At 58.7% G+C, this 25,048-nt stretch carries 27 protein-coding genes and 1 tRNA gene; 12 read left to right on the top strand and 16 right to left on the bottom strand.

Annotated elements, in window-relative coordinates; translation table 11 throughout:
* Positions 1–91 precede the first annotated feature (91 nt).
* The 5 genes from CHN51_RS01940 to CHN51_RS01925 all read right to left on the bottom strand — a co-directional run bounded on the left by CHN51_RS01940 (position 92) and on the right by CHN51_RS01925 (position 3,895).
* Entirely contained in the window at positions 92–1,813 is a 1,722-nt protein-coding gene (locus CHN51_RS01940; RefSeq protein WP_100092507.1) for a hypothetical protein, read from the bottom strand.
* Between the two features lie 79 nt (positions 1,814–1,892).
* Positions 1,893–2,300 carry a DNA repair protein RadC gene (radC, locus tag CHN51_RS19685; RefSeq protein WP_164088951.1) on the bottom strand — a complete coding sequence of 136 codons (408 nt, stop codon included), beginning with the start codon at positions 2,298–2,300 and terminating at the stop codon, positions 1,893–1,895.
* 134 nt (positions 2,301–2,434) lie between these two features.
* Entirely contained in the window at positions 2,435–2,893 is a 459-nt protein-coding gene (locus CHN51_RS19680) for a hypothetical protein (RefSeq protein WP_164088949.1), read from the bottom strand.
* Between the two features lie 54 nt (positions 2,894–2,947).
* Complete coding sequence (locus CHN51_RS01930; RefSeq protein WP_100092505.1) at positions 2,948–3,316, bottom strand: hypothetical protein; 369 nt, start codon at positions 3,314–3,316, stop codon at positions 2,948–2,950.
* Between the two features lie 57 nt (positions 3,317–3,373).
* Positions 3,374–3,895: a LuxR C-terminal-related transcriptional regulator gene (locus CHN51_RS01925; RefSeq protein ID WP_100092504.1), complete on the bottom strand. Its 522-nt coding sequence runs from the start codon at positions 3,893–3,895 to the stop codon at positions 3,374–3,376.
* Between the two features lie 609 nt (positions 3,896–4,504).
* On the opposite strand from CHN51_RS01925, the gene CHN51_RS01915 reads away from it, so the two are divergent.
* The gene (locus tag CHN51_RS01915; RefSeq protein ID WP_100092502.1) at positions 4,505–4,705 is read left to right on the top strand and encodes a hypothetical protein; all 201 of its coding nucleotides are present in this window, start codon (positions 4,505–4,507) and stop codon (positions 4,703–4,705) included.
* A gap of 77 nt (positions 4,706–4,782) precedes the next feature.
* Here CHN51_RS01915 and CHN51_RS01910 read toward each other — a convergent pair whose 3' ends face one another.
* From CHN51_RS01910 to CHN51_RS01900, 3 genes are read right to left on the bottom strand one after another with little or no spacing between them, the layout of a single operon-like run.
* A complete protein-coding gene (locus tag CHN51_RS01910; RefSeq protein WP_100092501.1) occupies positions 4,783–4,995 on the bottom strand; it encodes a Trm112 family protein in 213 nt (70 codons plus the stop codon).
* A complete protein-coding gene (locus CHN51_RS01905; protein ID WP_100092500.1) occupies positions 4,992–5,612 on the bottom strand; it encodes an LON peptidase substrate-binding domain-containing protein in 621 nt (206 codons plus the stop codon). Before CHN51_RS01905 ends, CHN51_RS01910 begins: the two co-directional genes overlap by 4 nt.
* Positions 5,609–6,517 carry a tetratricopeptide repeat protein gene (locus CHN51_RS01900; RefSeq protein WP_100092499.1) on the bottom strand — a complete coding sequence of 303 codons (909 nt, stop codon included), beginning with the start codon at positions 6,515–6,517 and terminating at the stop codon, positions 5,609–5,611. The genes CHN51_RS01905 and CHN51_RS01900 overlap by 4 nt, the downstream gene beginning before the upstream one ends.
* Before the next feature lie 221 nt (positions 6,518–6,738).
* On the opposite strand from CHN51_RS01900, the gene CHN51_RS01895 reads away from it, so the two are divergent.
* Positions 6,739–6,813: transfer RNA gene (locus CHN51_RS01895), tRNA-Gly, on the top strand.
* Positions 6,814–7,004: 191 nt separating this feature from the next.
* On the opposite strand, the gene CHN51_RS01890 is transcribed toward CHN51_RS01895, so the two are convergent.
* Positions 7,005–8,561, bottom strand: a complete 1,557-nt coding sequence (locus CHN51_RS01890) for a winged helix-turn-helix domain-containing protein (protein WP_100092498.1) — start codon at positions 8,559–8,561, stop codon at positions 7,005–7,007.
* A 146-nt stretch (positions 8,562–8,707) separates the two neighbouring features.
* Between CHN51_RS01890 and CHN51_RS01885 the strand changes: the two genes are divergently transcribed.
* Positions 8,708–8,938 (top strand): hypothetical protein, encoded by a 231-nt coding sequence (locus CHN51_RS01885; protein WP_100092497.1) that lies wholly within the window; start codon positions 8,708–8,710, stop codon positions 8,936–8,938.
* A 44-nt stretch (positions 8,939–8,982) separates the two neighbouring features.
* Here the strand turns inward: CHN51_RS01885 and CHN51_RS01880 are convergent, their stop codons facing one another.
* Entirely contained in the window at positions 8,983–9,831 is an 849-nt protein-coding gene (locus CHN51_RS01880) for an NTP transferase domain-containing protein (protein ID WP_240616830.1), read from the bottom strand.
* Positions 9,815–9,988 (bottom strand): hypothetical protein, encoded by a 174-nt coding sequence (locus CHN51_RS19675; RefSeq protein ID WP_164088911.1) that lies wholly within the window; start codon positions 9,986–9,988, stop codon positions 9,815–9,817. Before CHN51_RS19675 ends, CHN51_RS01880 begins: the two co-directional genes overlap by 17 nt.
* A 72-nt stretch (positions 9,989–10,060) precedes the next feature.
* Here CHN51_RS19675 and CHN51_RS01875 point away from each other — a divergent pair, with 72 nt between their 5' ends.
* Positions 10,061–11,242 carry a CDP-glycerol glycerophosphotransferase family protein gene (locus CHN51_RS01875; protein ID WP_100092496.1) on the top strand — a complete coding sequence of 394 codons (1,182 nt, stop codon included), beginning with the start codon at positions 10,061–10,063 and terminating at the stop codon, positions 11,240–11,242.
* A gap of 16 nt (positions 11,243–11,258) precedes the next feature.
* Here CHN51_RS01875 and CHN51_RS01870 read toward each other — a convergent pair whose 3' ends face one another.
* Both CHN51_RS01870 and CHN51_RS01865 read right to left on the bottom strand, forming a co-directional pair.
* A complete protein-coding gene (locus tag CHN51_RS01870) occupies positions 11,259–12,392 on the bottom strand; it encodes a TIGR03032 family protein (RefSeq protein ID WP_240616829.1) in 1,134 nt (377 codons plus the stop codon).
* A gap of 122 nt (positions 12,393–12,514) precedes the next feature.
* Complete coding sequence (locus CHN51_RS01865) at positions 12,515–12,697, bottom strand: DUF1674 domain-containing protein (protein ID WP_100092494.1); 183 nt, start codon at positions 12,695–12,697, stop codon at positions 12,515–12,517.
* A gap of 85 nt (positions 12,698–12,782) precedes the next feature.
* Between CHN51_RS01865 and CHN51_RS01860 the strand changes: the two genes are divergently transcribed.
* Complete coding sequence (locus CHN51_RS01860) at positions 12,783–13,682, top strand: M48 family metalloprotease (protein WP_206169934.1); 900 nt, start codon at positions 12,783–12,785, stop codon at positions 13,680–13,682.
* A 34-nt stretch (positions 13,683–13,716) separates the two neighbouring features.
* On the opposite strand, the gene ahpF is transcribed toward CHN51_RS01860, so the two are convergent.
* From ahpF to CHN51_RS01845, 3 genes are all read right to left on the bottom strand, one after another.
* Positions 13,717–15,276 (bottom strand): alkyl hydroperoxide reductase subunit F, encoded by a 1,560-nt coding sequence (gene ahpF, locus CHN51_RS01855; RefSeq protein ID WP_206170075.1) that lies wholly within the window; start codon positions 15,274–15,276, stop codon positions 13,717–13,719.
* 126 nt (positions 15,277–15,402) lie between these two features.
* Positions 15,403–15,966 (bottom strand): alkyl hydroperoxide reductase subunit C, encoded by a 564-nt coding sequence (gene ahpC / locus CHN51_RS01850; RefSeq protein ID WP_100092492.1) that lies wholly within the window; start codon positions 15,964–15,966, stop codon positions 15,403–15,405.
* A 323-nt stretch (positions 15,967–16,289) separates the two neighbouring features.
* Positions 16,290–16,616: a hypothetical protein gene (locus CHN51_RS01845; protein WP_100092491.1), complete on the bottom strand. Its 327-nt coding sequence runs from the start codon at positions 16,614–16,616 to the stop codon at positions 16,290–16,292.
* Between the two features lie 544 nt (positions 16,617–17,160).
* Between CHN51_RS01845 and CHN51_RS01840 the strand changes: the two genes are divergently transcribed.
* From CHN51_RS01840 to CHN51_RS01810, 7 genes are all read left to right on the top strand, one after another.
* Entirely contained in the window at positions 17,161–18,552 is a 1,392-nt protein-coding gene (locus CHN51_RS01840) for an energy transducer TonB (protein ID WP_100092490.1), read from the top strand.
* A 173-nt stretch (positions 18,553–18,725) separates the two neighbouring features.
* Positions 18,726–19,676: an SRPBCC family protein gene (locus CHN51_RS01835; protein WP_100092489.1), complete on the top strand. Its 951-nt coding sequence runs from the start codon at positions 18,726–18,728 to the stop codon at positions 19,674–19,676.
* Positions 19,666–20,664: an acyl-CoA desaturase gene (locus CHN51_RS01830; RefSeq protein ID WP_100092488.1), complete on the top strand. Its 999-nt coding sequence runs from the start codon at positions 19,666–19,668 to the stop codon at positions 20,662–20,664. Before CHN51_RS01835 ends, CHN51_RS01830 begins: the two co-directional genes overlap by 11 nt.
* Positions 20,654–21,007, top strand: coding sequence for a hypothetical protein (locus CHN51_RS01825; protein WP_123906215.1), 354 nt, complete (start codon positions 20,654–20,656; stop codon positions 21,005–21,007). Before CHN51_RS01830 ends, CHN51_RS01825 begins: the two co-directional genes overlap by 11 nt.
* 194 nt (positions 21,008–21,201) lie before the next feature.
* On the top strand, positions 21,202–22,479 hold the full coding sequence (locus tag CHN51_RS01820) for an RsmB/NOP family class I SAM-dependent RNA methyltransferase (RefSeq protein ID WP_100092486.1): 1,278 nt from the start codon (positions 21,202–21,204) through the stop codon (positions 22,477–22,479).
* Between the two features lie 120 nt (positions 22,480–22,599).
* Positions 22,600–23,262, top strand: coding sequence for a ribulose-phosphate 3-epimerase (rpe, locus tag CHN51_RS01815; RefSeq protein ID WP_100092485.1), 663 nt, complete (start codon positions 22,600–22,602; stop codon positions 23,260–23,262).
* Complete coding sequence (locus tag CHN51_RS01810) at positions 23,259–25,046, top strand: heparinase II/III family protein (RefSeq protein ID WP_100092484.1); 1,788 nt, start codon at positions 23,259–23,261, stop codon at positions 25,044–25,046. The genes rpe and CHN51_RS01810 overlap by 4 nt, the downstream gene beginning before the upstream one ends.
* Positions 25,047–25,048: the final 2 nt, after the last annotated feature.

Raw genomic sequence — 25,048 nt, 5'->3', positions numbered from 1 at the left:
TCCGGTTTTTCCTATTGCCGACGGCTCCCAAGCCGTTCTTGCGGGGCTGTCTGCCGGGAAGCGCTCGCGATGATGCGTGAGGGCTTCCCGGTCACTGGTTGATCACCCCCGCCCGCAGCAATACCTGAAAGGCGCGTTCGGCCAGTATCGGATTGGTGATCAGGCGCTTGAGCAATTGCTCCTGGCTTTCGTCACTTGCGTTGCCATAGGTGGCAACCAGCCGGTCCCACGATTCCCGCGAATCCTCGATCCGACCGTTTTTCGCATAAACCATGGCCATGGCGATATCATAATAGGGTCCGACACCGGTGCTCGACGGGATGATTCTCTCTGCGACTTCCAGCGCCTGCCTGTCCTTGCCCTCTGCCATCAAGGTCAGCACCAGAGCGGTTTCCGCAACCAGTGACCCGCGAGGATCGAGCGCGATCGCCCGTCTAAGATACTGGGTTCCGTCAGGGTCGCCGCACGCGAACAGGAAGGCCCCGGTCTGGGCCTGAATCGTTGCTTCATACGGGTCCAGTGCTGCGGCCTTTTCTGCGAATTCCTTTCCCCGAATGCAATTGCCGTTGAAAAAGCTCGATCTGGCCAGCGCGAAATTTGCCGATGCATTTTCGCGACCGCGAACCATCGCCCGGCGGGCATATTCCAGCCCTTGCTCGGGATTGGGGTCCCGGCCCGTCGCCTCTTTGCGCAAAAAGGAAATGAACGAGGCCGCGGCGAGAATCTGGCTGTCAAACGGATCTGCCACCAGCGATTTCTCGATGCAGGACTCGACCACCGGCAGTTGGTCGGGGTCGCGGTTGGCCCGGTAGCTTTCGAACCGGAGCAGGCAGGGATAGCCGATCATGGCATTGTCCGGCAGACGTTTGCGCTGGTCGGTCGCGATCAATCCGTAAATGCTGGTGATCCGGCTCGATATCGGTCCGAGCTTTTCGGGATAGTCCGCCGGAGAATCCGGCAGTGCGATTGTCGCTGACCAGATGGTCTCATTCTGGATCAACGAGGTCAGCAGGAATTTTATCTCCGGACCGCTCGGCCCGGCAACGATCTTGCTTTCGAACAGATATGCATTCTGTCCCTTTACCGAGGCAATGTCCGGACCGCCGGCCGCCGCCAGCCGCACTTGCGAGGAACGGGCAAAGGCGTCTTCGAAAAACTGCTGGATCTCGACAGACATGTCGCTGCCGACAACGCCGGCCTCGGCCGGTGACGCGGCAATATAGATTTTCGGAGGCAAAGTCTCGTTATCCGATGTCATCGCGGGCCCCGCAGCGTCCGGATTGGACGAGTTCATCAACCAGATCAGGCCGGCCGCAGCGATCAGCAATATGGCCGACAAGCCGATGAGAGTCAGCCGGTTGTTGAACCAGCGATCGCGAACGGGATCGACCGGCGGCGGGCTATCGCGATAGGCGTCGCCGGGTCCGGCCTCCGGTGCGGCGTTATTCTGCTCGGCTCGCACCGCATGATCGTCGGTTGCAATCTCAACGGCATAATGGCCGATCGGGATGTGCAGGCGTGTCGCGCTGTGATGCGCATTATAATATGTGCCGAGCATCTTGCGCAGCCGGCCGACCTGAACGCGGGGATAGCTGTCGGCCTGAACGTCAAAATCCTCGGTGCGGCCGAGTCCGTCCACGGCGACCTGATAGGCTTTCGGCGGATTGCCAGGATTGGAAATCGCCTCTTCGACCAGATAGCTCAACAGTTGCGACATGACCGGTGAACGGATGAAATCCGGTGATTGCAGCAAAGTGTGGGTTTCCGCGCGGAGCAGCCTCGCGCGTTGCTCATCGGAAATTGGTGAGGCCATTATCCCGGTCTCCCTTTGTTTGCAATACTATCAGATACTGCCGGAAACTGCACGATACTTATATTTACAGATCGAAATTTCACTGGAACGATACCCAGTCGCGCAGGCTGATCCAGCCTTCGCTGCCAACGATGATATGATCGTGCACGGTCAGCCCGAGTTCCTTTGCTGCCTTCAGCAGCCTGCGGGTCGCGTCGATATCGCCTTCGCTGGGGTCCGGATCGCCCGACGGATGGTTATGCGCGAGGATCAGCGCCGATGCGTCGACGGCGAGCGCCCGTTTCAAGATTTCCCGGGGATAGATGGGGGCTTCGGAAATCGTGCCTCTGCTGACGACTTCATCACAGATCAGCCGGTTCTTGCTGTCCAGAAACAATACCCGCACTTCCTCCACTGGAAGGCGCGCCATGGCGACAATCAGATATTCGATCACGTCATCGGCCTTGGACAGGCAAATGCGGTCCAGCATCTTGTCTCTGGAAGACACGAGCATCGCCTCGCGCACCAGCGATATTATGGCCTGGGCAGGCGCGCTTTTGGCGGGCCGGGATTCGGAATGCAGGACCGCCCCGATAGAGCCGAATTCGGCAATGAGCGCTGCGGCGACCGCAGATGCATTGTCTATTTTTGCAAGTTGGAAAAGTCGCTCCAGGATCTGTCGACCCCGTACCGCCGAAGACGTTGCTGATGACGGTAAGTGCCCATCGCCAGAACAATCAGCATCGGATAGGCCCAGAAAGCCACTATTACGTAATACGCTTGCGGAAGAAGTTCCGGAATAATCATCAGGGGAATATGAGAGAGCACTTGAATTACCTGCATGGAACATAGCCATAACGTCCAGTATCTTTCTGCATACAAGGCCAGTCCAATGAAGGCGGCCAACATTGCCATATCACTAATCAAAATACCGATTTCGGGCTGCGAGAATCGGAGGTTTGAAAGGGCGGCCGCGATCATCGACAATGCCACACCGACGATGAAGACAATCACGGCCCTTCTTTCGGGCTGCCCACCTTTGACTGTCGAATAAATACAGACGACCGCCAAGAGGGAGAAGAAGAATTCGATCCGGCCCATTATCTCTCAACCGGACCAAATAATCTTGGTGTGGTCAAGATTTGCCTGTATTTTTCAGGCGCTTTCGACAATGCGGAGCGGAGCTGATGTCTCGGCGCTGCCCGATGTAGGGTTCGGCGGGCATTCGGCAAAATCGCCCCAACTGACAGTGCGCAATCCGGCTTCTTCACGATCCGCGACAAGATGCCCATGTGCATCTACCACGTCGCGGTAGCACCGGGCCGTTCTCGCTGCAGCGGCGATCAGCTTTTCCGAAGCATCCATTCCTGCAGTCAACGAAAAACGCGTTCCGGGGGCCATGCGGGCAGCGGCGATACTGCTCATCAATTCTCCCATCTGGACCATGGTCAGATTGAGGGATTTCTCGACCTCATGGATTTTCGTGGCGATGGGGCGGGCGGCTTCAATACGTTGCTTCAACATGTAACTCTCCGGACGCCGGGGGAGGCCGGCGCTTACTAGTGACAAAACATGCAGAGATTAGTTCGAACCCAGCAACCTGCTCACGACTATTGCGGCGAGGCAGACGAAGGCAAATGCAAAGGCGAGTTTGACCGACAAGTCGGCAATTGCCCAGATTCGCGCTCCCTTGCTCAGATCGTTACCAGTTTCTCCCTGCCTGCGGAACGGCACCGAGAGCAGCGAGCCTGACAAAGTGGAATAAGACTGATAAGCCGATTGCACTTCCCTGACCCGGTCCGGTGACGCTGCCTGTTGTCCAGGCAAGGGATAAACTGCGTCGGAATGCGGCTTTTGCACAATCCCAATATTCTTGGGTACAAAAAATTTGGGTGCCAGACCTTCGTGATCGGCAAGCATCCGGGCCGCCGCCTTGCTGCTGGTCACTTGCAGCTTTTGCCGTGCAGACCGCAGGCGTTCGTTTATGACATTGGGGGTTACGCCGACCTCCTGGGCCGCGGTTTTCGCGTCATGGCCGAGCAAAAGCAGGTGAAGAACCTGCTTCTCTTTCTCGTTCAGATTATCGCAACGGGCTATGGTCATATGTCAATCTTATGTCAGGGGCGATCATTTGGCAAAAAAGAATGGTCCACTTGTTTGCTAACTGTCCGATCTCATTGGGTAACAAATATATTTCATCAGGTTAAGAAGGGGTAAAATTCTCTGTTACCGCTACAAAGCGTAAATGAAATTCGATAATTTACAATTAACTCCGTCGGATTCCTGCCGGTTGGCCGAGGGTAACATTAACTTGTTACATCCACGCGACCGGTGACACGGGTTGAAACTCATGCATATCCGGCGAGCCCCCCATATTCCTACCTGTTCGGCAAGAAGCCCTTGGCGACGACCTGACTTGGAACGGCTGCACGACGATTCCGGTTTCCGGAATTCCGTTCTGCCCGTTGCCGGAAAGGCGTCGTTTGGAGCGAAAGGAATATTCTGGTCAATATTTCTTCGCTGCAATGGGTTTCCGAGCCAGTTTGGAAGAAGCTATTGCACCCGCTATGCTTTTTTCGGACTTTCAAATCCGGGTTGATCCATCGCCTCCCATGATCGGATCAACCCGGAGATGATTTTTCGGTTCATGATGGAACCAATGTTTTTGGGTGGCGTTTGGTAGTTTAGAGTAGTGTAAAGATTGTAAACGTTATGATTAAGTTCCAACGCAGGGCGCTGAGCAAGAGAGAGAAAGAGCTATTTCTCGGGAATCTGGTGACCTGGGGATCTCTCTTATCTGCCGTGGCTCTTGCGATCGCTCTCGTCCCCGTCAGCGCAGCGGAAGGCGATCATAATGCAATGACCTCCAGTGTCGAGGCCGTCCCTCTGGACCTGTACAGCAAACAGGGCTGACGCCCGGGCGCGTTCCGCGCGCATCTCGTGGAAACAAATTTTCAATTATATATTGAACCGCGGCTATCCAGCCGCATTCAGAATCTACGCGCTTCCTCGACCAGCATGACCGGGATACCGTCGCGAATCGGATAGGCCAGCCCGGCCGCCTCGCTGATCAGCTCGCACGCCTCTGGATCATGCACGAGCGCCGTCCGGGTCACCGGACAGACGAGTATCTTCAGCAATTCCGGATCAATACTCCGAATTCCGGTGCCAGCGGGCTCGCTCTGTCCCGCCGGATCACTCATTGCAACGTGACCCGGTCATCATCGCCGTCCTGGCGTCCGAAAAACTGCAACAGCTGGATGATCAGCTCTGCCCGATTTGCCAGTCCGTCCACTTCGAGCAGGGCCTGTTTTGAGGCCGCATCGAAAGGTGCGATCTGGGCAATGCCGTTGACAAAAGCCGTGTCGTCGAGCCGGCCGATGCTGTCCCAGTCCACCTGATAGCCCTGGAGCTCGGCAAATTTGCGTGATTCGATCTCGAGCGCGGCGCGTTCGGCGCTGGCCAGCACCTCGTCCTTTTCCAGATCATCCTCGATTTCCGCCCGGACCTGGCGGAATGCCGTGGACGCATCGATCTCCTCGACAATCCGGAAACGGGCGACGCCTTCCAGAACGACGTTGAACCGTCCGTCGTCGAGCGCCTCGATATCGATAATCTTGCCGAGGCAGCCGACGTTGAACAGGGCAGGGTGATTGCCGGCTTCCTTGGGCTGGATCATGCCGATCTGCCGGTCCCGCGCCATCGCATCATTGATAAGCGCGCGGTAGCGTTCCTCGAATATGTGCAGAGGCAGATGCATGCCGGGAAACAATAGCGCCCCGGCCAGCGGAAAAATCGAGAGCCTTTTGGTTTCGCTCATCCGAACAGCACGGCGCTGAGTTTGCGGCGGGTTGCCGCAACCCATTCATCTTCCAGGCCGACCATTTCGAACAGGGACAGCAGTTTCTGCCGCGCGGCGCCTTCGTTCCAGTCCTTGTCTGCGGCGATGATGGTCAGCAGATGCTCGGCCGCCGCGTCATGGTCGCCGGTAGCGATCAGCGCACTGGCAAGGTCGAATCGGGCCTGATGGTCCTTGTCATTGGCGGCCACGGCAGCCTCCAGCGCTTCCAGGGCGCCTGCGTCGGGCTTGTCCTTTGCCAGTTGCAGCGTTGTCTGCGCCCGCTCGATCGCCGGGTCGCTGCGCAATTCTTCCGGCAGTCCGGCGAGCGCGGCTTCCGCCTGCTCTATATGATCAGCGGCGACCAGCGCGCGAATCAGTCCGCCGACCGCTTCGACATTGTCGGGTGCCATGTCGGCGATCTGCGCGAAAACCCCGGCGGCGCGCTCGGCGTCGCCTTCGGCCAGCACTTCCTCACCCATGGCGAGAAGGGGCGCGATATCCTGTTTCGGCTCTTCGCCACCGCCGACCGGCAATTGTCCGAGCAGCTGGTCCAGTGCGCCGGTCAGCTGGCTTTCCGAGCGGGCGCTGGTCAGGTCGGCCACGGGCTTGCCCTGGAAAATCGCGTAAACGGTCGGGATCGACTGCACCTGGAATTGCGCGGCAATGAATTTATTCTCGTCAACATTGATCTTGGCCAGCACCACGCCCTTGTCGGCATAAGCGGCGGCGACTTTCTCCAGCATCGGCGTCAGCGCCTTGCAGGGGCCGCACCATTCTGCCCAGAAATCGAGAATCACCAGCTTGTCCATGCTCGGCGTCACGACCTCGCGCTGGAAGACCTCTACCGCTTTCTGTTCTTCAACCGTCAGTCCTGCTGTTGCCACATCATGCTCCTGTTATAGCGCGGGACCAATGCCCGGACTCGCGCCCAAATCGTTTAACTTGTGCGCTTTATGTGGGGTGCGGGACGTCAATGCCAAGGATATTTTTGCATTTGTAGCGAACCAGTGTGTGATTGGGGCTTGCGGGGTATAAAAACCCATGCTAACCGCGCGCCTCAACTGCTGCTGACCAAGTGATTACCCGAGTGTCGCAGCAACGCCGAGCGGGCGTAGCTCAGGGGTAGAGCACAACCTTGCCAAGGTTGGGGTCGAGAGTTCGAATCTCTTCGCCCGCTCCAGTTTTTCCGGTAAAAGCGAACATGCGGCGCATGTTTGCCCGAAAAACTCCCGACCGCAAGGGAGGGTGGGGCACCCAAGTCTCCCGCAGCGCAATTGCCCTGCGAGTTTCCCATTCAAAAAAAATGGCAATCCGGCGGATTGTTATCCGGAAAACTTCCGGAACCAGGCAAAACGGGCTCGTCCAAATATCCTAGTCAATGCCCAGGGCCGCGAATCCCTCCTCGGTGAGTTTTATCTGCTTATCGCTGATCACCGGATAAGAGCGGATGAAAGTGTCGCGGTTCTTGCCAGGAAAACGGTGCTTGAACTCCTGCGCCAGTTTGCGGGCTTCCTCGCTGTGCCCGCCATGGTGCATGGTGACCATCATGCCGGCGACAATCTGCAGCGTCCGCTGCGGTGATTCGAGAATTTTTCGTGCCCAGACCACGGCTTCGTCATATTGACCCAGCGCATTATAGGCCGCGACCATGACCGTCTGCATATGCACTTTCCAGGGGTCCTGCGGGCTGAGACGCATCGCGATTCCCATATTTTCCAGAGCCCGTTCCGGCTGGCCGGACATCGCCTGGATGCTCGCCAGGCCGGAATAGGCAAGCGCAAAGCTGGGCGCCAGCGACTTGGCCGTCTCCAGATGCATCATCCCGGTGTCGATCTCGTGCAGGATCAAGTGCGACCGGGCCCGGATAAGATGGCAAAACGGGTCGAACGGGTCGAGATCGAGAGCGGTCTTGGCCTCCCGGCACATCAGCGCCGCGACCGGCCGTTCGTCATCAACCAGCTTCTGGAACAATTTCCAATATTGAATCTGCGCCAGTCCGGCATGCGCGCGGGCAAAGGTGGCGTCGCCCTCAATCGCGCGCCTGAAATGGGTTTCCGCCTGGCCGTAATCCGGCCGATCATGATGAAATGCCTGTGACAGGCCGAGATGGAACTCCTCCCACGGCGAGATTTCGGCCGGCGTATTGAGCCGCATTTTCTCGATTTCATGCTGGGTGAGGCGGCCTTCGAGAGTGGCTGCGATGCGGGCTACGGTCTCCGCCCGCACCTCATGCAACGCCTCGACCGGCGTGGTGAGCTGGTCGGTCCAGATGACCGAATTGTCATGGGTGTCGGCAAGTTCCACCAGGATCACCAGCTGGCCGGACTTGATTTCGATCATTCCGGACAGGCAATATTCCACTTTCAGGGACTGGCCGATTTCGGCGGGACTGGATTCGAAGGACGGAAAGCGGAAACAGGATCCGCGCGCGATCACCCGGACCCATCGCAGGCGGGACAGCGCGGTTATCATGTCATCGGGCAAGGCCGTAGCCACCGCTTCATGCCCCGACAGATCGCCGCGCCGGCTGAACGGCAAAATGGCGATAGTGGGCCTTCTCGATGAAGCGTCGCTTTTCTTCAGCGGCAGGGTTTCGCTGGCGACCTTCGTCTTGCTGGCGATGCGGGTGATGGCACAGAGAATCCGGAAGCCTTCACCATGAACGGTACCGATGATCCTGTGCGGTCGCACCGTATCGCCCAACGCCTTGCGCAGCGCCTTCACCTGGCTCGAAAGCGCGGTTTCGGATATCGACCGGCCAAGCCAGATCACCGCATTGATCTGCGCCTTGGTCACCAGCCTGCCATCGGCTTTCACCAGCAGCAACAGCAGTTTCATCGCCTGTGGTTGCAGGGGGACCGGCTCGCCGTCCCTGGTAACTTCAAATCGGCCCTCGTCGACCAGAAATTCTGCGATATTATACTGCATCTTGACCCTGATACTCGTCTAGGCAGGGTCTGGAAAAATCTCCAGACTATCCACGAAAAATCCAGAATTGGCCGCCGTTTTCTTATATTTCTCCGGCTATTCATAATCGCATTGAATATGAAAAACCAGTTTTGGAGGTCTGTGCGATGGATATCATCCGGGTCGAGGTTGACAGTCGCGTGTTGGTACACGAGCAAAAGCAGGAGATGCTGCTGCAGCTACAGCGGGCAGTCGACGCTATCTATGGCGGCAAGGCAAGCCTGACGGTGGAGCCCAATATCCAGCATTTGCGGCAGCGCTGGGCGAGCGAGCGCTCGCGGCCGGCGAGACCTATCATGGAGTTCGGCAGAAAACTCGGCGGCAGCACGACTGGCTAGGGCTGATCATCGCAACGGGTGCCGTCCGTTGCCTGGTGCCTGGTTCAGTCTGCCGGGCAGCGCTCCCGCTGCTCGAGAATCGCCGTAACCAGTGCCAGATCCTCCGGCTTGTCCACGTCGATCGCGGCTTCCGCGGTCGTCAGTATCACCGGTTCGGCTCGCAGACCCATGCGCTCGCCGGCCTGCGCCATCGCCTGACGGAAACCGATTGTCCGGCTGAGCGCGCGCAACAGCAACGAGGGGCCGAAATGGGCGAAAATCTTCCAGCCCTTCTTGCGGTCCTTCTCGACCGATGACCAGAAGGCCACCGCCGGCTTTGCACGATCATCGAGCAAGGCGAAGAGATTGGCGCCGCTATAGGCGCCGCCGCGAAATTTCAGCCAGGTGCGGCGGGCGTCGGGATAGGCGGCGAGCATGGTCCGGCGCTCGACCACGCCGACCGCAACATCCTGACCGCTGTGCCCCTTGAAAAAACCGTCCAGTATCTCTCCGGTCAGCAGCGCATTGTCTGCCGTCGTCACCAGCACCGGCCATGGCGCGATGTCGCTACCGACTACGCCGTGAATGCTGGTGGCGATGCCGTCGTTGGACGGGACGAAGGCAATTGCGCCATGCTCCGCGAGGTCGGGGCTGAGACCGGCCTGCAAGTCGCCGGGCGACTGGGCCATGATCACGATCCTGCCGATATGCGGCGATGCCATCAGCGTCCGTGTCACGCGTTCGAGCATCGTCTGCCCGTGGATCGGGATCAGCGCCTTGTAGCGGACGTTGCAATATTCGGCCATCGGATCGCCTTCGGGGCGCTGGCCGGCCAGGATTATCGCCGTCCACAGCGGTTTGCGGGCGGAAGACAGATCACCGGCAGACTTATCGGGTTTACTGGCTGGGGGCACGGGCGTCCTTGTCATGATCCGGCGCAACCGGCGAAAACCGGCTGCGCCGGCCATATGTAGCCGCGCCAACGGCTTTTGCAAAGCGGCGCTTGACGGTGCCCGGTCCGGCGAGCATCCGAACCGCGAGCCGGTAGACTTTCCCGCAAAATCTGTTCAAGGACAGCCAGCAGCGGATTGGGTCCGCTTGCGTCGTGGCAGAAGATGAGGTCGGGCAGCCGATGGAAATGATATGAGTTCCGAATCATCGCCTGATCCCCGGCGCATCGGTTTCCTGTTCAATCATGACGAACTGCACCAGGTCGCGCATATCGCGCCGATCATCCCGGCGCTGCAGCGACAGGCGACGTCCGCGCGGGTGGAAATCATCACGTCCAGCGACCGGCAGGCCGATGCCGTCCGGCAATTTCTCGATCCGGCCTTGCCGACTCCGGCCTTCTGGTCGATCCGGCCGAACCGCTGGAGCCGGCTGGCCGAGAATATGCTGGGCAGGATGGTGCCGCTCAACCGGCTGAGCAGCCTCAAGCGCAGCACCGAATTGTTCCGTCATTTCGACGCGCTGGTGGTGCCGGAGACCACGACCACCTTTCTCAAGAAAATCGACCCGTCGGCCCGGCCAAAGCTGATCTTTTTTCCGCACGGGGCCGGCGACCGCTCGATCGGATTCTCGCCGGAAATCAGCCTGTTCGACCATGTGCTGCTGCCCGGAGAGAAGACCCGCGACCGGATGCTGGCGGCCGGCGTGATCCGACCGGACAATCACCGCATCGTCGGCTATCCGAAATTCCAGGCTTATGCCGACCGTCCGCCGGTGAAGCTGTTCGACAATGACAAGCCGGTGGTCCTCTATAACCCGCATTTCGATCCCCTGCTGTCGTCCTGGTTTCGCTTCGGCGCGCAGATCCTCGACCATTTCGCGAATCAGACGGACTATAATCTGATATTTGCGCCGCATGTCATGCTGTTCCAGCGCAAGCTGCTGGCTTCGGTCGAGCATCGCATGCTGAAGTTCCGCCAGCATATCGATCCGCGCTACGCCGCGCTCGACCACATCCATGTCGATATCGGTAGCAGCCGCAGCGTCGACATGAGCTACACCAACGCCGCAGACATCTATATCGGGGACGTCAGCAGCCAGATTTACGAATTTATCCGGACGCCGCGCCCGGCGATATTCTTCAATTCCCACGATGCCGACTGGCAGGGCAATGCCAATTACGACCATTGGAATTTCGGCCCCGTGCTTGATGATGTCGCCGATCTCGGGCCGGCGCTAAAGGCCGTGTCGCCACTGCCGGATATATTTCGGGAGGCGCAGACGCGCGCCTTCGACTATTCGTTCGACAGGGATGACAGCAAAGCACCCTCGCAGCGCGCGGCGCAGGCGATCGCCGAATTTCTCGCGCTTTCGTAGCGCGACGGTTCTTGGCCTAAAGCGCAGCCGGTTCGACCGTCAGAAAATCCCTGATTTCGACCGAATTGGGACCGAGGGTGATCGGGTTCCGCACTCCGGGCAGGACACAGACGTCAAACAATTCGGTGATCGCGCCCTCGAAGCGCAGCCATTGTGCGACATCGCCGGTCGACTGGGATACGATCTGCATGCCGCACCACGCATCCTGATCCTTTTCCTGCAGCCGGTCGTCCAGCGCCAGTCCCTCGAAATGTCCCTTGCGGGGTTTCGACAGGGTGACGAAGGCATGGTCATTGTGGAACGCGAGGCCGCGCAGAAATCCGGGAAAGAAAACCAGCGGCACGAAACTGTGGTCGCCCGGATCGAGCCAGCCCAGCTCGCCGGTCCCGGAATTCAGCAACCACACGCGCCCGTCATGGACGCGCGGACTGTGCGGCATCGACAGGCCCTCGGCGATGATGGCATGGCTCTCGACGTCGATGATCAAGCCGCCATCGTCCCGGTGATTCCGCCAGCCGCCCGCAGTGTCCGAGCGTGCGGCGGCGCTGACATATTTTGGCCGGCCGCCGACCATCGCCAGTCCGTTGAGATGGCAGCGGTCTTCGGCGATAATCTCGCTGATGAAATCGGGCTTCCACACCGGCCTGAAACTGTGCGTCAGGCTGGGCTCGCACAGGCAGTTGAAGCGGGTGTTGACGAACAGGATCCGGCCATTGTCCTGTATTCCGATTTCGTGAATGTCGACATTGCCGGTGGTCTGCAGATTGCGCGGCACATAGACCTTGTCATGCACCTCGTTGGCGGTCTGGCCGGGGGCCAGAACATTTTCCATGCGGACGATCTGGGTCAGCGTGCCGAGATAGATGCGGCTGGCATCGCCGGTCACCCCCATCGCCTGCGGATAGACTGCTTCGTGCAGCGCCAGCTTGCCGTCCGGACCATGGCCGATCAGATAGAGCCGTCCGGTCTGGTAGGAGGTGAAGCCGATGGAGATATTGTTGTTTTTCAGGAAGGAAGCCAGCCCCGGCGAGAAGCTGATATCGATATTGCCCGCCTCGGCGGCAGCGTCCGGTACGACATCGGTCGGGACATTTCTGTTTTCCGGGGCGACGGTTTCGGCACTTTCCGCGTCCGGCTTGTCCTTGCTCACATTATCGCTCCCGCTCCGCATCCGTCTTCGGCCAGCAATCCTTCCATAAAAGTGCGGTGGCGCAAAGGTTTAAATGGAGAAGGTGGTGCGATGCAGAGTCCGGGACGCAGCCCCGCGGCCCGTCAGAAATCGACCGCGATGCCCTTGTGCTCCCAGTCGCCATAGCGGGTGGGGCCCTTGTCGGCGGCAATTTCGTCGGCCTTTTCCAGCGGATCGGGTTCCGGCACCGGCTTGCTCGGGGAAAGATAGGCGGGCGCCTTGACATGAGCAGGGCGTTCCCCGGGTTTTCTATCGCTATCGGTCATATTTTCGCCTGTCCGCCAAATTGAATCGTGCCGCTCCAGACCCTATATCGAGACCGTAGCGACCATATTCAAGCGAGTAGAGACGATGAATTTCATGAAGACAACCATGCTGCTGGCAGCGCTGACCGCGCTGTTCATGGCATTGGGCTATTCGCTGGGCGGCAGCGGCGGCGCGATCATCGCCCTGATCGTCGCGGCGGGCATGAACCTGTTCACCTACTGGAACGCCGACAAAATCGTGCTGAAAATGCACAATGCGGTAGAGATTGATGGCAAAAGTCACCCCGAATTCTACAATATGGTCCAGAATTTGTCGAAACGGGCCGGCCTGCCGATGCCGAAAGTCTATATTGTCGACCAGCCCCAGCCCAATGCCTTTGCCACTGGCCGGGACCCCGAACATTCAGCGGTGGCTGCCACCACCGGCCTGCTGCAGATGCTCAGCCATGACGAGATCGAAGGCGTGATGGCCCACGAACTGGGCCATGTGAAGAACCGCGATACATTGATCATGACCATGGTCGCGACGATCGCCGGTGCTGTCTCGATGCTGGCCAATTTCGGTATGTTTTTCCGTGACCGCAACGCCGGCGTTGCCGGTCTGATGGCCGTGCTGATCGCGCCCTTTGCCGCAATGATCGTGCAAATGGCGATCAGCCGCACCCGCGAATTCGGCGCCGATGCAGCCGCGGCCCAAATCAGCGGCAAACCCCTGTCGCTGGCGTCAGCACTGCACAAGATCTCCGGCGAAGCGGCCCGTATTCCCAATCCGGTAGCCCAGCGCAATCCCGCGGCGTCTCAATTGTACATCGTACCGGGAGGCGTGCGCCAGATGTTCTCGACCCACCCGGCGACCGAAGACCGGATCGCGGCCTTGCAGGCTATGGCGCAGGATGGCGGTTCCGGCGGCTGGTCCACCCGGCCCGACGAGATCGGCAACACGGGCCGCCGGCGCAAGCCGAGCGCCCTGGATCCTACGCGCTAGAAACAGCCGGGCTGGAGAGGAAATATTCTCCGGCCTAGCCATCCGCCCGGATGAGACAGTCAAAGGCGGACAGCGCGGCTTTCGACCCTTCACCCATCGAGATGACGATCTGCTTGTAAGGCACTGTCGTTACGTCGCCTGCGGCAAAGATGCCCGGAACGGAGGTTTCGCAGCGATGGTCGATCTCGATCTCTCCATAAGGGGATCGCTTGACCACATCGCCCAGCCATTCGCTGTTCGGCATCAGGCCAATCTGGACAAACACACCTTCCAGCGCGACATCATGCTCTTCACCGCTGTTGCGATCCTTGTAGCGCAGGCCGGTAACCTTCTCGCCGTCGCCTGTAATTTCGGTCGTTTGCGCCGAAACAATGGCGGTGACATTGGGCAGGCTGTTCATTTTCTTCTGCAGCACGGCATCGGCGCGCATCGCGCTGTCAAACTCGATCAGGGTGACATGGCTGACAATGCCGGCCAGATCGATCGCCGCTTCCACGCCGGAATTGCCGCCGCCGATAACCGCGACGCGCTTGCCTTTGTAAAGCGGGCCGTCGCAATGCGGGCAATAGGCGACACCCTTGTTGCGATATTCGGCTTCGCCGGGCACGCCGATGGTCTTCCACCGCGCACCGGTTGCCAGAATGACCGCTTTCGCTTTCAGCGACCCGCCGCTCTCGGTCGTGAGCGCAAACAGATCGCCGTCCTCGGCCGGGCGCGCCAGATCCGCGACGCGCTGCTGGCTGAACACTTCCAGATCATATTCGTTCACATGCCGCTGCAATTCCGCAGTGAGCTTGGGCCCCTCGGTATAGGGCACGGAGATGAAATTCTCGATCCCCATCGTATCCATCAACTGGCCGCCGAACTGTTCGGCGATGATGGCGGTGCGGATTCCCTTGCGCGCCGTGTAGATGGCCGCAGCCGCGCCAGCGGGCCCGCCGCCGACCACCAGCACGTCATAGGGTTCTTTGGCCGACAGTTTGCTGGCTGCTTTCTCGGCGCTGCCGGTATCGACCTTGGCCATGATCTCGGCCAGATTCATCCGCCCGGAACCAAAGGGCTCGCCGTTCAGAAAGACGGTTGGCACCGCCATGACCTTGCGCTCCTCGACCTCGTCCTGAAACAGCGCGCCGTCGATGGCGACATGGCTGACATTGGGGTTGCGGGCGGCCATGATATTGAGCGCCTGAATGACGTCCGGGCAATTCTGGCAGGAGAGCGAGAAAAATGTTTCGAAATGATATTCGCCTTCCAGCGATGCAACGCTTTCGAGCAGCTCTTCATCCTCTTTCGGCGGATGGCCGCCGACGTGCAGCAAGCCGAGAATGAGCGAGGAAAATTCGTGTCCCAGCGGCAGTCCGGCAAATTCGACTTCCGATTTGCCATCGTCCGCAGAAATCAGGAAAGATGGCACGCGCTTCGATTTTCCGTTGAGATCGACTTCTACAAGATCGGACATCGGGGCGATCGTCTCGAGCAATTCTTTCATCTCGGCCGATTTCGCGCTGTCGTCCAGAGTGGCGACCAGCCGGATCGGGCGGCGCAGGTTGACCAGATAGGCTTTCAGCTGATCGGCGGTGGATTGATCGATGATGGGCATGATATTTCTCTCATATGACCAGGGCAGGGCTATAGGCTCGCTGGCATTAGGTCGAAGCCAAGGGGGAGAGTGACCGGCACAAAGCCGGTCACTGCATTTTTCATTGATGTTGGATCGGGTTTAGATTTTGCCGACGAGTTCAATGGAAGGGGCAAGCGTGTCTTCGCCTTCTTCCCATTTTGCCGGGCAAACTTCACCGGGATTGGCGCGGACATATTGCGCTGCCTTGATCTTGCGGACCAGTTCAGCCGCGTTCCGGCCGACGCCTTCGCAGGTGATTTCCATGACCTGGATGACGCCATCGGGATCCACAACGAATGTCGCGCGGTCGGCAAGGCCCTGACCTTCACGCAAGACGCCGAAATTGTTGCTGATCGTGTGATTCTGGTCGCCCAGCATGTAGAAATTGATCTTGCCGATCGCATCGGAACTTGCATGCCATGCCTTGTGGCTGAAATGCGTGTCGGTGGAAACCGAGTAAACTTCAACGCCCATGGCCTGCAGCGCATCATATTGGTTAGCCAGATCTTCCAGTTCCGTCGGGCAGACAAAGGTAAAGTCTGCAGGATAGAAGAAAAATACGGCCCATTTGCCGGCGACATGTTCTTCCGTCACGTTGACAAATTCACCGCGGTAAAATGCTTCGGTAGAGAAAGGCAAAATTTTGCTGTTAATGGTGGCCATTCGTAGTCCTTTTCTTTCGGTTGAGATTTTTTGCACGCCAGCAGTGGCGAGCAATTATCCTTCTGTTTGAGACGCTTGAAATATGTTGTGGTGCAGCATTATTCAACAGCCAATCGGAGCCTATCCGGATAATTATGGCGATCACAATGATCGGCGATTTCAATCAACGCCAATCCTTGTCCGCTTTTCCCGCCTGTCGCGGAACGGTGCCGCCAGCAGGGCAGGCAAAAAAAGGGCCGGATCAAATCCGGCCCGCTTCATTCTCTTGGTGAAGGCACGGCAGAGAATGCGCTCCGCCATGCCTGCTGGAGGCCTGCTCCAGATTAATCCGCGAGCATTTGGTCATAGGCGGCGCAAGCTTCGGCAATGCCAAAGCTTCCGTCCGCGGCGCCTTGCTGCACCTGTTCCTGTACCGCCTGCATCTTGCCGGCCATTTCCTGCATGGCTTCCGGATCGCTGGCGAGAGCCTGCATCTTCTTGCCAAGTTCCTCGGCCTTGGCCATCATCACGTCCTGGGTGCACGCTTCGCTGGTTGCAACTTCAGCGGTTTCTTCCGTCGCGACCGTTTCCGGTGTCTCGTTGCTGCTACCGCATGCGCCGAGCGCAAGAGCGCTCGCAAAAACTGCCAAGGTTGCAATCGAATTTTTCATAATTTTTTCCTGTTTTTTGTCGTCGAAAGGCTCTGGATAAATCCAGACACGGACCTAACCTAACCGCGGAGCGCAGGAGTGATGTAAGTCACAACCGGGCGGGCAAGGTGACTGATCTGCTTTGATGACCTGTTGATCCAATCCGCCGATGGCTGCCCATCCGCAATCTTGGCTTCTGCGCCCCAGACCCCGCTCCATCCAAAAGCCTGATCGAAACGCGGGAAGGTCTATGCGGCGCGGCAGCGCGAGCCATAGGGCTTACGCATGTCCCGGCTTTGCGGGGCAAGCAGTGCGGAGCAAAAAGTCGCTCACATAATATTTCGATCCCTTCAACCGATGCTGCCGACCAATCAAACGAGACTGACGGATGGACCGCGATGTGAGACTTACTCTCGCAACTGTGTTTGGGAGTTAGCGGGCCGCCGATTCTAAAAGATGAATTTAGCTTTAGATCCTGAGAGTGAAAGACAACCTCTGGGGAACGGGTTGGTTTGACGTCGAAGACTGTTTCCTTCAACATACTGAAAGCTTGGAGGTTGCGGAGATGAATCTGTTGATTGGCAGAATGCTGGCAGGTGCTGCAACGCTTGGGCTTCTGTTGCAGGGGCCGGTTGCCCGGGCTTCCACCTGCAATATGTTCAGGGAAGTCGTGGCACTCGATCCTGACCGCTGGAGAGAGCCATGCTATAACGCCCTCCGCGACAGGACAGGATTTCTGGGCAGGATAACGCGCGGGGCGCTAGGTGAGGAAGAAGCCTGGGGATATGCAGAGGCATTTGCCACGGGCGACTCCGGTTGCACCGAAGATGATGATTTTGCCTTTGAAATCGCGAATGCTGCGATAGACTGGCCGCTCAACAAGAATATCCAACCGTGGAAGATCGATTTCCTGGACTATCACGTTCCGGAATATCTGAATGAAGAGCGAAAACGAATGATTTCCTGGTTCAAGTGGATAGGGAATCCAACGCGCGTTGACGGGCTTCCCCGGGGGTGGACCGAGGATGAAGCGCGGCAGCAGATCCTGCGCGAAGATCATTGGGAAAGGGTCCGCGCGCGCTTCGGAAGTTTTCTGGCCAATCCGCTGCAGGACAAGCTGTTATTCGAGGCATCGATTGATCCGGAGAGCGAAAGGTTCGATCTCGATGAGGCGTTGGCCATGGTATCGATACTGGGGGACGTTTCCGTCGAACGAAAAACCCGGATCGCGGAACTTCTTGTCGACCCGAGAATTGGCCATTTGGATTATCACAATGCCGCGCAGCTCGTAGCCTGGTATTCACCGTTTTTGCAGTCGGAAGCTGAACCGGTGTCAATTTCCAAAGCCAAGTGGATATGGGCACGTATCGCGCAAAATATGCTGGATAGTATTGACCCAGCGATCCGCAAGAAAGGGCAGGCGATATTGGCGACGGGTGATCCCTATCAGGACGAACCTATGGCGTTGAACGAGGTTCAGCTGCCGCAAATTCCTGATCTGATATTGCTGAAAAAATGGCCGGACGGTCTTGCGCTCACGCGCGGCCAAAATTTTGATCGCCTGGTCGCGGCTAATGACTATCCGTCGATCGCCATGCGCCAGGAACAGGAAGGAGCGGTCGGGTTGGCGGCCCTGTTTGGCCCCGACGGAAAATTTTCCGATCTCGTCATCCTGATTTCCAGTGGCGTTGAACGGCTGGACGAGGCCGCGCGAAGAACTGTCCTAAGGCGCCTTCAACCGGATTTTAAAGCTCTGATATTGAAAGGATTTTCCGGCAATAACGTGCTGGCACCGCTGCCCGTTATTGAATGGAAACTGCCGAGGGCCGGCGAGCCGCAACCGGGCAGCAAGAGATACCGAAATGGACGAATCATCGTCACGGCTCAAATGGTCGAGATGCCGGTGGCGCTGGATACATCTTATGGTTGCCAGGATTGGCCAAGCTGGAAGAATTAAGCCGGGCCTTATGATCGTCGTCTATGATGGGCCATATCGCGGCCGGCAATGAATCCTTTCGCATAGCCTGCTTCTGCGTCCGGAATTGTTGCGTGTCTCGGACCGCAAGCGGGCGAGAATTGGCGAGCGCTATTCGCTTGCCAATCCCGATGGCCTGTTGCAAATCATCCGGAATGAATATTTCCTGGAAAATATTATTGCTGATCATTGGCGTAGCTTCGCTGACTATACGTACGCTTCTGGACAGTGACTTCGGTCGCGGAACTCTGCTCTATATTCTGGTTCCGTTTGTCATTTCGCTGGTGCTGGCATTTTTTACGAAAAGCAGTGAGAATAGCGCGCTCCACTATCGTTATTTAAACCACTTGCGCATCGCGACGATCATTTTTTTCGCAACTTCAATCGTGCTGTTCGAAGGCTTTGTCTGCGTTCTGATGTTCATGCCGATCTACTATTTTTTCGTATCTCTGGGCTTCTTTTTTGCATGGCTGACGCGGGATCGGTCCGAAGAATCCAAGGACAAGTCTCTGGACAATATTGTCCGTGTTTCGGTCGTCCCCGTTCTGATATTCATGCTGGTGAGTGAAGGTCTGATCCCCAATACAACGGTCGAGCGCACGGGCAGCGCCACTTATGTGGCTGACAGTCCCTTGTCGATTGCGCAACTGCAGTCGAATATGGCGAAACCCATAGAATTTGGCAGCGAGCGCCACTGGTTTCTGCAGCTCTTCCCGATGCCGGATGCGGTCGCTGCGGGCAGCCTGAACAGCGGCGACGTGCACACAGTGCATTTTACCTACAAACGCTGGTTTTTCACCAATGTTCACAAGGGAGAAATGCATGTCAAAATTGCAAAAGTAACCCCTGAACATGTCCGAACAGAGATAACGCGCAACGACAGCTATCTTGCCAATTACATGGACATTGGCGGCACAGACATCCGCTTCACGCCGCTTCCCGGGGGCGGCACCAGAGTGGCGCTGACAGTCCGCTATGAAAGATTGCTCGATCCTTCATGGTATTTCGGTCCGATGCAGAAGGTTGCTGCAAAACAAAGCGCGAAACAGTTTTTGCGCGACATTATTTTCCGCCATCCAGTTGAGGAAGCGCAAGATGGGATATGATCTGCAAAGCGGCAGCGCAGCCTTCAAGGTTAATTCACTGACCGGGCTCGAAGTGGCGGATCCGGGAAAGGGGACTGTTCTCTGGGATGCGCCGCGTTCGATCTGGAACATGGCCTTTCTCTTTGGCGCAATCATCCTGGGACCGCTTTATTTTACCTGGGGTGCCTTCGCAATTTTTCTGGCTCTGTCGGCGGTGACGCTATGTGCCGGCCATTCAGTGGGTTTCCACCGCCGCCTGATCCACAGGAGTTTCGAATGTCCGAAATGGCTGGAACGGTCGATGGTTTATCTGGGAACATTGGTGGGCATGGGTGGCCCGATCTGGACCATCGGATTGCACGATAGCCGGGACTGGGCACAGCGGGAAGAAAATTGCCACTGGTTTCTGCGACATGGAAAGCCGCTCTGGATCGAAGGTTTCTACTATCTGAACTTCAAGCTCAAACTGGATCAACCGCCCGGTTTCGATCCCGGACCGGAAATTGCCGGTGACCCTTTCTACCGGTTTCTCCAACGGACGTGGATGCTGCACCAGATCCCGGTTGCTCTTGTCCTGTACCTGATCGGCGGTTGGCCTTGGGTGATCTGGGGCGTTGTTGTCCGGGTGGCGGCATGCCTGACGATGCACTGGTTCATCTCCTATTTCGCGCATAGCCGCGGGCCGCAAGACTGGCATCTCGATGGTGCCGCGCTGCAGGCCCATAATGTGCCGATTCTGGCGATTCCGACGATGGGCGAAAGCTGGCATTGCAACCATCACGCCTTTCCGCGCTCTGCAGCACATGGGCTATATCCGGGGCAAATAGATCTGGGTTTTCAATTCATCCGTCTGCTCGAGAAAATGGGCCTGGCCTGGGACATAAAGCTACCGAAAAACCTTCCGCCACGTCCGGGTATATCTCCGGTAACAGAGCGAGCCCTGTCCATCGCAGCAGCGGGCCAGGCGGAACTGTCCCGTCCCGATTCAGGGCAGACCGATGATGGCTGATGCCGAGCCGAAGAAGATAGCCACGTTCCGTCAGGAGAACGGGTTCGACCTCGCCGCGGAATCGTCTCCGGTCTGGATGGCGGCGCTTGGCCCGCTGGAACTGCCGCTCCCCAATTTCCGCTGGCGGCGAGAAATTCTGGCGCAACATGACGCGCATCATCTGATAACCGGCTATGATACGAGCGCCAGAGGCGAATTGCTTGTCGCGGCATGGGAGACCGGCATGGGATGCTATCAGGACTGGCGGGCGCGAGGGCTTTGTATGGTGCTGATGGCCCTTGGTCTCGTCCGCTATCCGGTGGCCACCTGGCGGGCGTTCGAGCGTGGACGGAATGGCCGTTAGATCAAGCTGAGCCCGATTTTGGCTGAGAGTGTGATAATTGCTCGGTCTTCTCCCGAAATGTCCTTCTGCGTCCCAGTCCCCGCTCCATCCAAAAGCTTGATCGAAACGCGGGAAGGTCTATGCGGTGCGGCAGCGCAAGCCATCCGGTTTGCGCCGGGCCCGGCTTTGCGGGGCAAGCAGTGCGGAAAAGATCAATGAACGAACCCAACAACAAGATTCCCGGCCTCGCTACACGCCAGTCCGCCATTCGCCTGCTCGACGCCGTCTGCCGGCGCGGCGAGACGCTGGATCAGGCAATGCCTGCGGCTACGGGAAAGCTGTCCAATCCGTCGGACAAGGCGCTGGCGCATAATATCGCCGCCAATGTGCTGCGCTGGATGAGTGCGCTCGACGCGATGATCGACAGCGCGACCCGCAACCGGCTGGCCGATGACGCGAAGGCGCGGATGGCGCTGCGCATCGCGCTGGCGCAGGTGCTGATCCTCGACACGCCGCAACATGCCGCGATTTCGACCGCCTTGCCGCTGGTTCATGGCGGCCCGCGCCGGTTGGTGCACGGTGTCTTCTCGACCGTCATGCGTGGCGTCGAATCGGGCAAGCTGAAACTGCCGGAATATCCGGAAATTCCCGGCGAAACGCTCGATCGCTTGACCAGCAACTGGGGCGAGGATGTCGCCAATGCCGCGAGCAAGGCCTGGGCCGCGCCCGCACCGCTCGACCTCAGCTTCCAGTCCGACGATGTCGGCACGCTGGAGGGCGAGAAGCTTGCGCCGAAACATCTCAGGATGCTTCCAACTCTTCCAGTGACCGAGCTGGACGGTTTTGATGCAGGCGCTTTCTGGGTACAGGATCTGGCCGCGTCAATTCCCGCCCGGTTGCTAGGGGAAGGCAAGGACCGGACCATATTCGATCTCTGTGCCGCACCTGGCGGCAAGACAATGCAGCTGGCCAGCGCCGGATGGAAAGTGATTTCCGTGGACAATAGCGCCAAAAGAATGGAGCGCTTTCAGGACAATCTGGCCCGGACCCAGTTGCAAGCGGAAGAAGTCATTGCTGACCTGATGCAATGGGAGCCGGCGGAGCCCGCCGATGCTGTCCTGCTGGACGCGCCGTGCAGCGCCACCGGCATCTACCGGCGTCACCCGGATGTGCTGCACTGCATCGGCTCCCGCCAGATCGAGGACCGCGCCGAAGTGCAGCGCGCCTTGCTCGACAGGACCGCAGCCTGGGTGAAGCCCGGCGGGACCCTGGTCTATGCGGTCTGCTCGTTGGAACCCGAAGAAGGCGAAGAGCAGATCGAGGCTTTTCTCGAGCGTCATGACCAGTTCGCCATCGATCCGGTCCGTGGTGACGAGCTGCCCGCCGGCATAGCACCGACCGAATCCGGCAGCGTCCGGACCTTGCCGACAATGCTCGCCGAACAGGGCCATGTCGACGGATTTTTCATCGCCCGGCTGGTTCGCAAAAGCTGATTTTCTATATATTGTGAACCTGTCCCCAATCTGTCCACAAGGGACTGTGGCACTGCCATAATAGCGTCTTGCTTGCCCGGTTCAAAAATCCTACTGCCGGGCATAGTTTAAGGAAGTGCCATGTCCGACAGCATCCGTATTGCCCCCTCCATCCTTTCTGCCGATTTTGCCCGGCTGGGCGAAGAGGTGCAGGCCATAGACAAGGCCGGCTGCGACTGGGTGCATGTCGACGTGATGGACGGCCATTTCGTTCCCAATATTACCATCGGGCCGGCAGTGGTCAAAGCGCTGCGGCCGCACAGTGCCAAACCATTCGACGTCCATCTGATGATATCGCCGGTCGACCAGTTTCTCGAGGATTTTGCCGAAGCGGGCGCCGACATCATCTCCTTCCATCCGGAAGCGGGCCCGCATCCTCATCGCACGGTGCAGACCATCCAGTCGCTCGGCAAGCAGGCCGGCCTGGTGCTCAATCCGGCGACTCCGCTCGACATACTCGACTATCTGATCGACGATCTTGACCTGATTCTGGTGATGAGCGTCAATCCGGGCTTTGGCGGGCAGAGCTTCATCGACAGCCAGCTGCGCAAGATCGAGGCGATCCGCAAACGGATTACCGCCACCGGCAAGGACATAAGACTGGAAGTGGATGGCGGCATTGATCTCAACACCGCGCCCAAGGCGATTGCCGCCGGTGCCGATACATTGGTGGCCGGCACCGCTACCTTCCGGGGCGGGCCCGATCAATATGCCGCCAATATCCGCGGCCTGAGGGGTGAATGACCACGGGCAGATCTGACCGGCTTGATCTGGGCGATGGCGACCCGGACCAGCCAGACACTAATGACGACAATGACACCATAGGCGAAGGCCGCAGCCTGACCTTGCGCCACGACCGCGACCGCGGCCAGTCGCTCGCCCAGCAAGCGACGATGCTCTATTACCGGATGACTTGGCGGATGCCGCTGCACCGGCTGCGCCTGTCGGGGAAATTGCCCTTGCGGCTGCTGGCAGTGCCGGTCGATCCGGTGGACGGCGACCGGGTCCAGGGCGTTGCGGTACGCGCCGGTTTCTTCCTGTTCCGAGGCCTCAAGAAGAAGCACGACAATATAGATTTTGCCGAGCTCAAGCTGCCGCCGCAATTCGAGGATTATGTTCACCGTTTCCAGTGGCTGCGCGATCTCGATACGGCGGCGTCCCGCGATCAGGCACTGCCGGTGGCGGAAAAGCTGATGACCCAGTGGCTCGACGCCAATGGCGACACGATTCGCCAACCGGCCTGGCGGCCCGACAATTGCGGCTGGCGATTGCTGATATGGGCCAGCCACGCGCCGCTCATCCTGTCCTCGCGGGATCTGATTTACCGTTCGAAACTGCTCAACAATATCGCCCGCACCGCCCGCCATCTCGACCGGACCGCCGACAAGGCCAACAGCAGTCTTGGCCGGCTGGTCGCGTGGAGCGGTGTCGTCGCGGCCTCGCTGCTGCTCCCCGAAGGACGCGTCCGCCAGATTGTCGGCGAAGCGGGGCTGGAAAAGGCGATGGGCGAGTTTTTCTTTGCCGACGGCGGCTCTGTCTCGCGCTCGCCGCTCAACCAGATCGATGCGGTGATCCTGCTGTCGATGCTGAAACAGGTCTATATTGCGCGCAAGGAAGACGCACCGGCCTTTCTCGAGGAAGCGCTCAACAAGGCGGTGCCGCCGCTCACCGCGCTCACCCATTTTGACGGAACCCTCGGCAACTGGCAGGGCAGTGGCGCCACTTCGGCGGAGCAGATCGCGCAAGTGGTGGAAGCCAGCGGCGTTCGGGCCAGGCCGCTGCGGCAGGCGCATGAATGGGGTTATCAGCGGGTTTCTTCCGGTCGCTCGGTGCTGGTCCTTGACGCGGCGCCGCCGCCGATCGCGCGGATGGCGGTGGCCGGTTGCGCCTCGACACTTGCCTTTGAATTTTCCAACGGCGACTGCCGGATCATCAGCAATTGCGGCGGGGCGGGGCTGGTTGGCGCGACCATCCCGGCGGCGCTCGCACGCGGGTTGCGCACCACTGCTGCTCACAGCACCCTATGTATCGCCGACAGCAACAGCACCTCGATCCTGCCCGATGGCAAGCTGGGCCGCGGGGTCAGCGAAGTCGAACTGTTCCGCCGCGACGTCGAAAATGCCACCCGGCTGGAAGCCAGCCACGACGGCTATGCAAAGCGCTTTGGTCTGATCCACAAGCGTTTGCTGCTGGTCCGATCGGATGGTCTGGAGCTGCGCGGCGAGGATATGCTGATACCGGATGGCAAAAAGCGCCGGCGGCGCAAAAATGATATCGAATATGCGCTGCGCTTCCATCTCGGGCCTGATATAGAAACCGACCTGATCTCGGAAGGAAAGGGCGTCTTGTTGCGCCTGAAGGACGGGAATCTGTGGCAATTCCGCTCGACCAGCGGAGAAATCAAACTGGAGGAAAGCGTCTGGGTCGACGGCATGGGCATAGGCCATGATGTCATGCAGATGGTAATTTCCGGAGCAGTGGGCAGGGGCGGCGGCGCCACCGGCTGGCTGCTCAAACATATGGGGTAAGA

It is taken from the genome of Sphingorhabdus sp. YGSMI21, assembly GCF_002776575.1.
Classification (GTDB): Bacteria; Pseudomonadota; Alphaproteobacteria; order Sphingomonadales; family Sphingomonadaceae; genus Parasphingorhabdus.
The sequence above is the reverse complement of the archived record's forward strand: the minus strand, read 5'-3'. Positions and strand labels throughout refer to the sequence as shown.

Bases quoted from the DNA above. Each gene is read 5' to 3' on its own strand.
- CHN51_RS01940 (WP_100092507.1), bottom strand. From the start codon at position 1,813: ATGGCCTCACCAATTTCCGATGAGCAACGCGCGAGGCTGCTCCGCGCG.
- CHN51_RS19680 (WP_164088949.1), bottom strand. From the start codon at position 2,893: ATGGGCCGGATCGAATTCTTCTTCTCCCTCTTGGCGGTCGTCTGTATT.
- CHN51_RS01930 (WP_100092505.1), bottom strand. From the start codon at position 3,316: ATGTTGAAGCAACGTATTGAAGCCGCCCGCCCCATCGCCACGAAAATC.
- CHN51_RS01925 (WP_100092504.1), bottom strand. From the start codon at position 3,895: ATGACCATAGCCCGTTGCGATAATCTGAACGAGAAAGAGAAGCAGGTT.
- CHN51_RS01915 (WP_100092502.1), top strand. From the start codon at position 4,505: ATGATTAAGTTCCAACGCAGGGCGCTGAGCAAGAGAGAGAAAGAGCTA.
- CHN51_RS01910 (WP_100092501.1), bottom strand. From the start codon at position 4,995: ATGAGTGATCCGGCGGGACAGAGCGAGCCCGCTGGCACCGGAATTCGG.
- CHN51_RS01905 (WP_100092500.1), bottom strand. From the start codon at position 5,612: ATGAGCGAAACCAAAAGGCTCTCGATTTTTCCGCTGGCCGGGGCGCTA.
- CHN51_RS01890 (WP_100092498.1), bottom strand. From the start codon at position 8,561: ATGCAGTATAATATCGCAGAATTTCTGGTCGACGAGGGCCGATTTGAA.
- CHN51_RS01885 (WP_100092497.1), top strand. From the start codon at position 8,708: ATGGATATCATCCGGGTCGAGGTTGACAGTCGCGTGTTGGTACACGAG.
- CHN51_RS01875 (WP_100092496.1), top strand. From the start codon at position 10,061: ATGAGTTCCGAATCATCGCCTGATCCCCGGCGCATCGGTTTCCTGTTC.
- CHN51_RS01865 (WP_100092494.1), bottom strand. From the start codon at position 12,697: ATGACCGATAGCGATAGAAAACCCGGGGAACGCCCTGCTCATGTCAAG.
- CHN51_RS01860 (WP_206169934.1), top strand. From the start codon at position 12,783: ATGAATTTCATGAAGACAACCATGCTGCTGGCAGCGCTGACCGCGCTG.
- ahpC (WP_100092492.1), bottom strand. From the start codon at position 15,966: ATGGCCACCATTAACAGCAAAATTTTGCCTTTCTCTACCGAAGCATTT.
- CHN51_RS01845 (WP_100092491.1), bottom strand. From the start codon at position 16,616: ATGAAAAATTCGATTGCAACCTTGGCAGTTTTTGCGAGCGCTCTTGCG.
- CHN51_RS01840 (WP_100092490.1), top strand. From the start codon at position 17,161: ATGAATCTGTTGATTGGCAGAATGCTGGCAGGTGCTGCAACGCTTGGG.
- CHN51_RS01835 (WP_100092489.1), top strand. From the start codon at position 18,726: ATGAATATTTCCTGGAAAATATTATTGCTGATCATTGGCGTAGCTTCG.
- CHN51_RS01830 (WP_100092488.1), top strand. From the start codon at position 19,666: ATGGGATATGATCTGCAAAGCGGCAGCGCAGCCTTCAAGGTTAATTCA.
- CHN51_RS01825 (WP_123906215.1), top strand. From the start codon at position 20,654: ATGATGGCTGATGCCGAGCCGAAGAAGATAGCCACGTTCCGTCAGGAG.
- CHN51_RS01820 (WP_100092486.1), top strand. From the start codon at position 21,202: ATGAACGAACCCAACAACAAGATTCCCGGCCTCGCTACACGCCAGTCC.
- rpe (WP_100092485.1), top strand. From the start codon at position 22,600: ATGTCCGACAGCATCCGTATTGCCCCCTCCATCCTTTCTGCCGATTTT.
- CHN51_RS01810 (WP_100092484.1), top strand. From the start codon at position 23,259: ATGACCACGGGCAGATCTGACCGGCTTGATCTGGGCGATGGCGACCCG.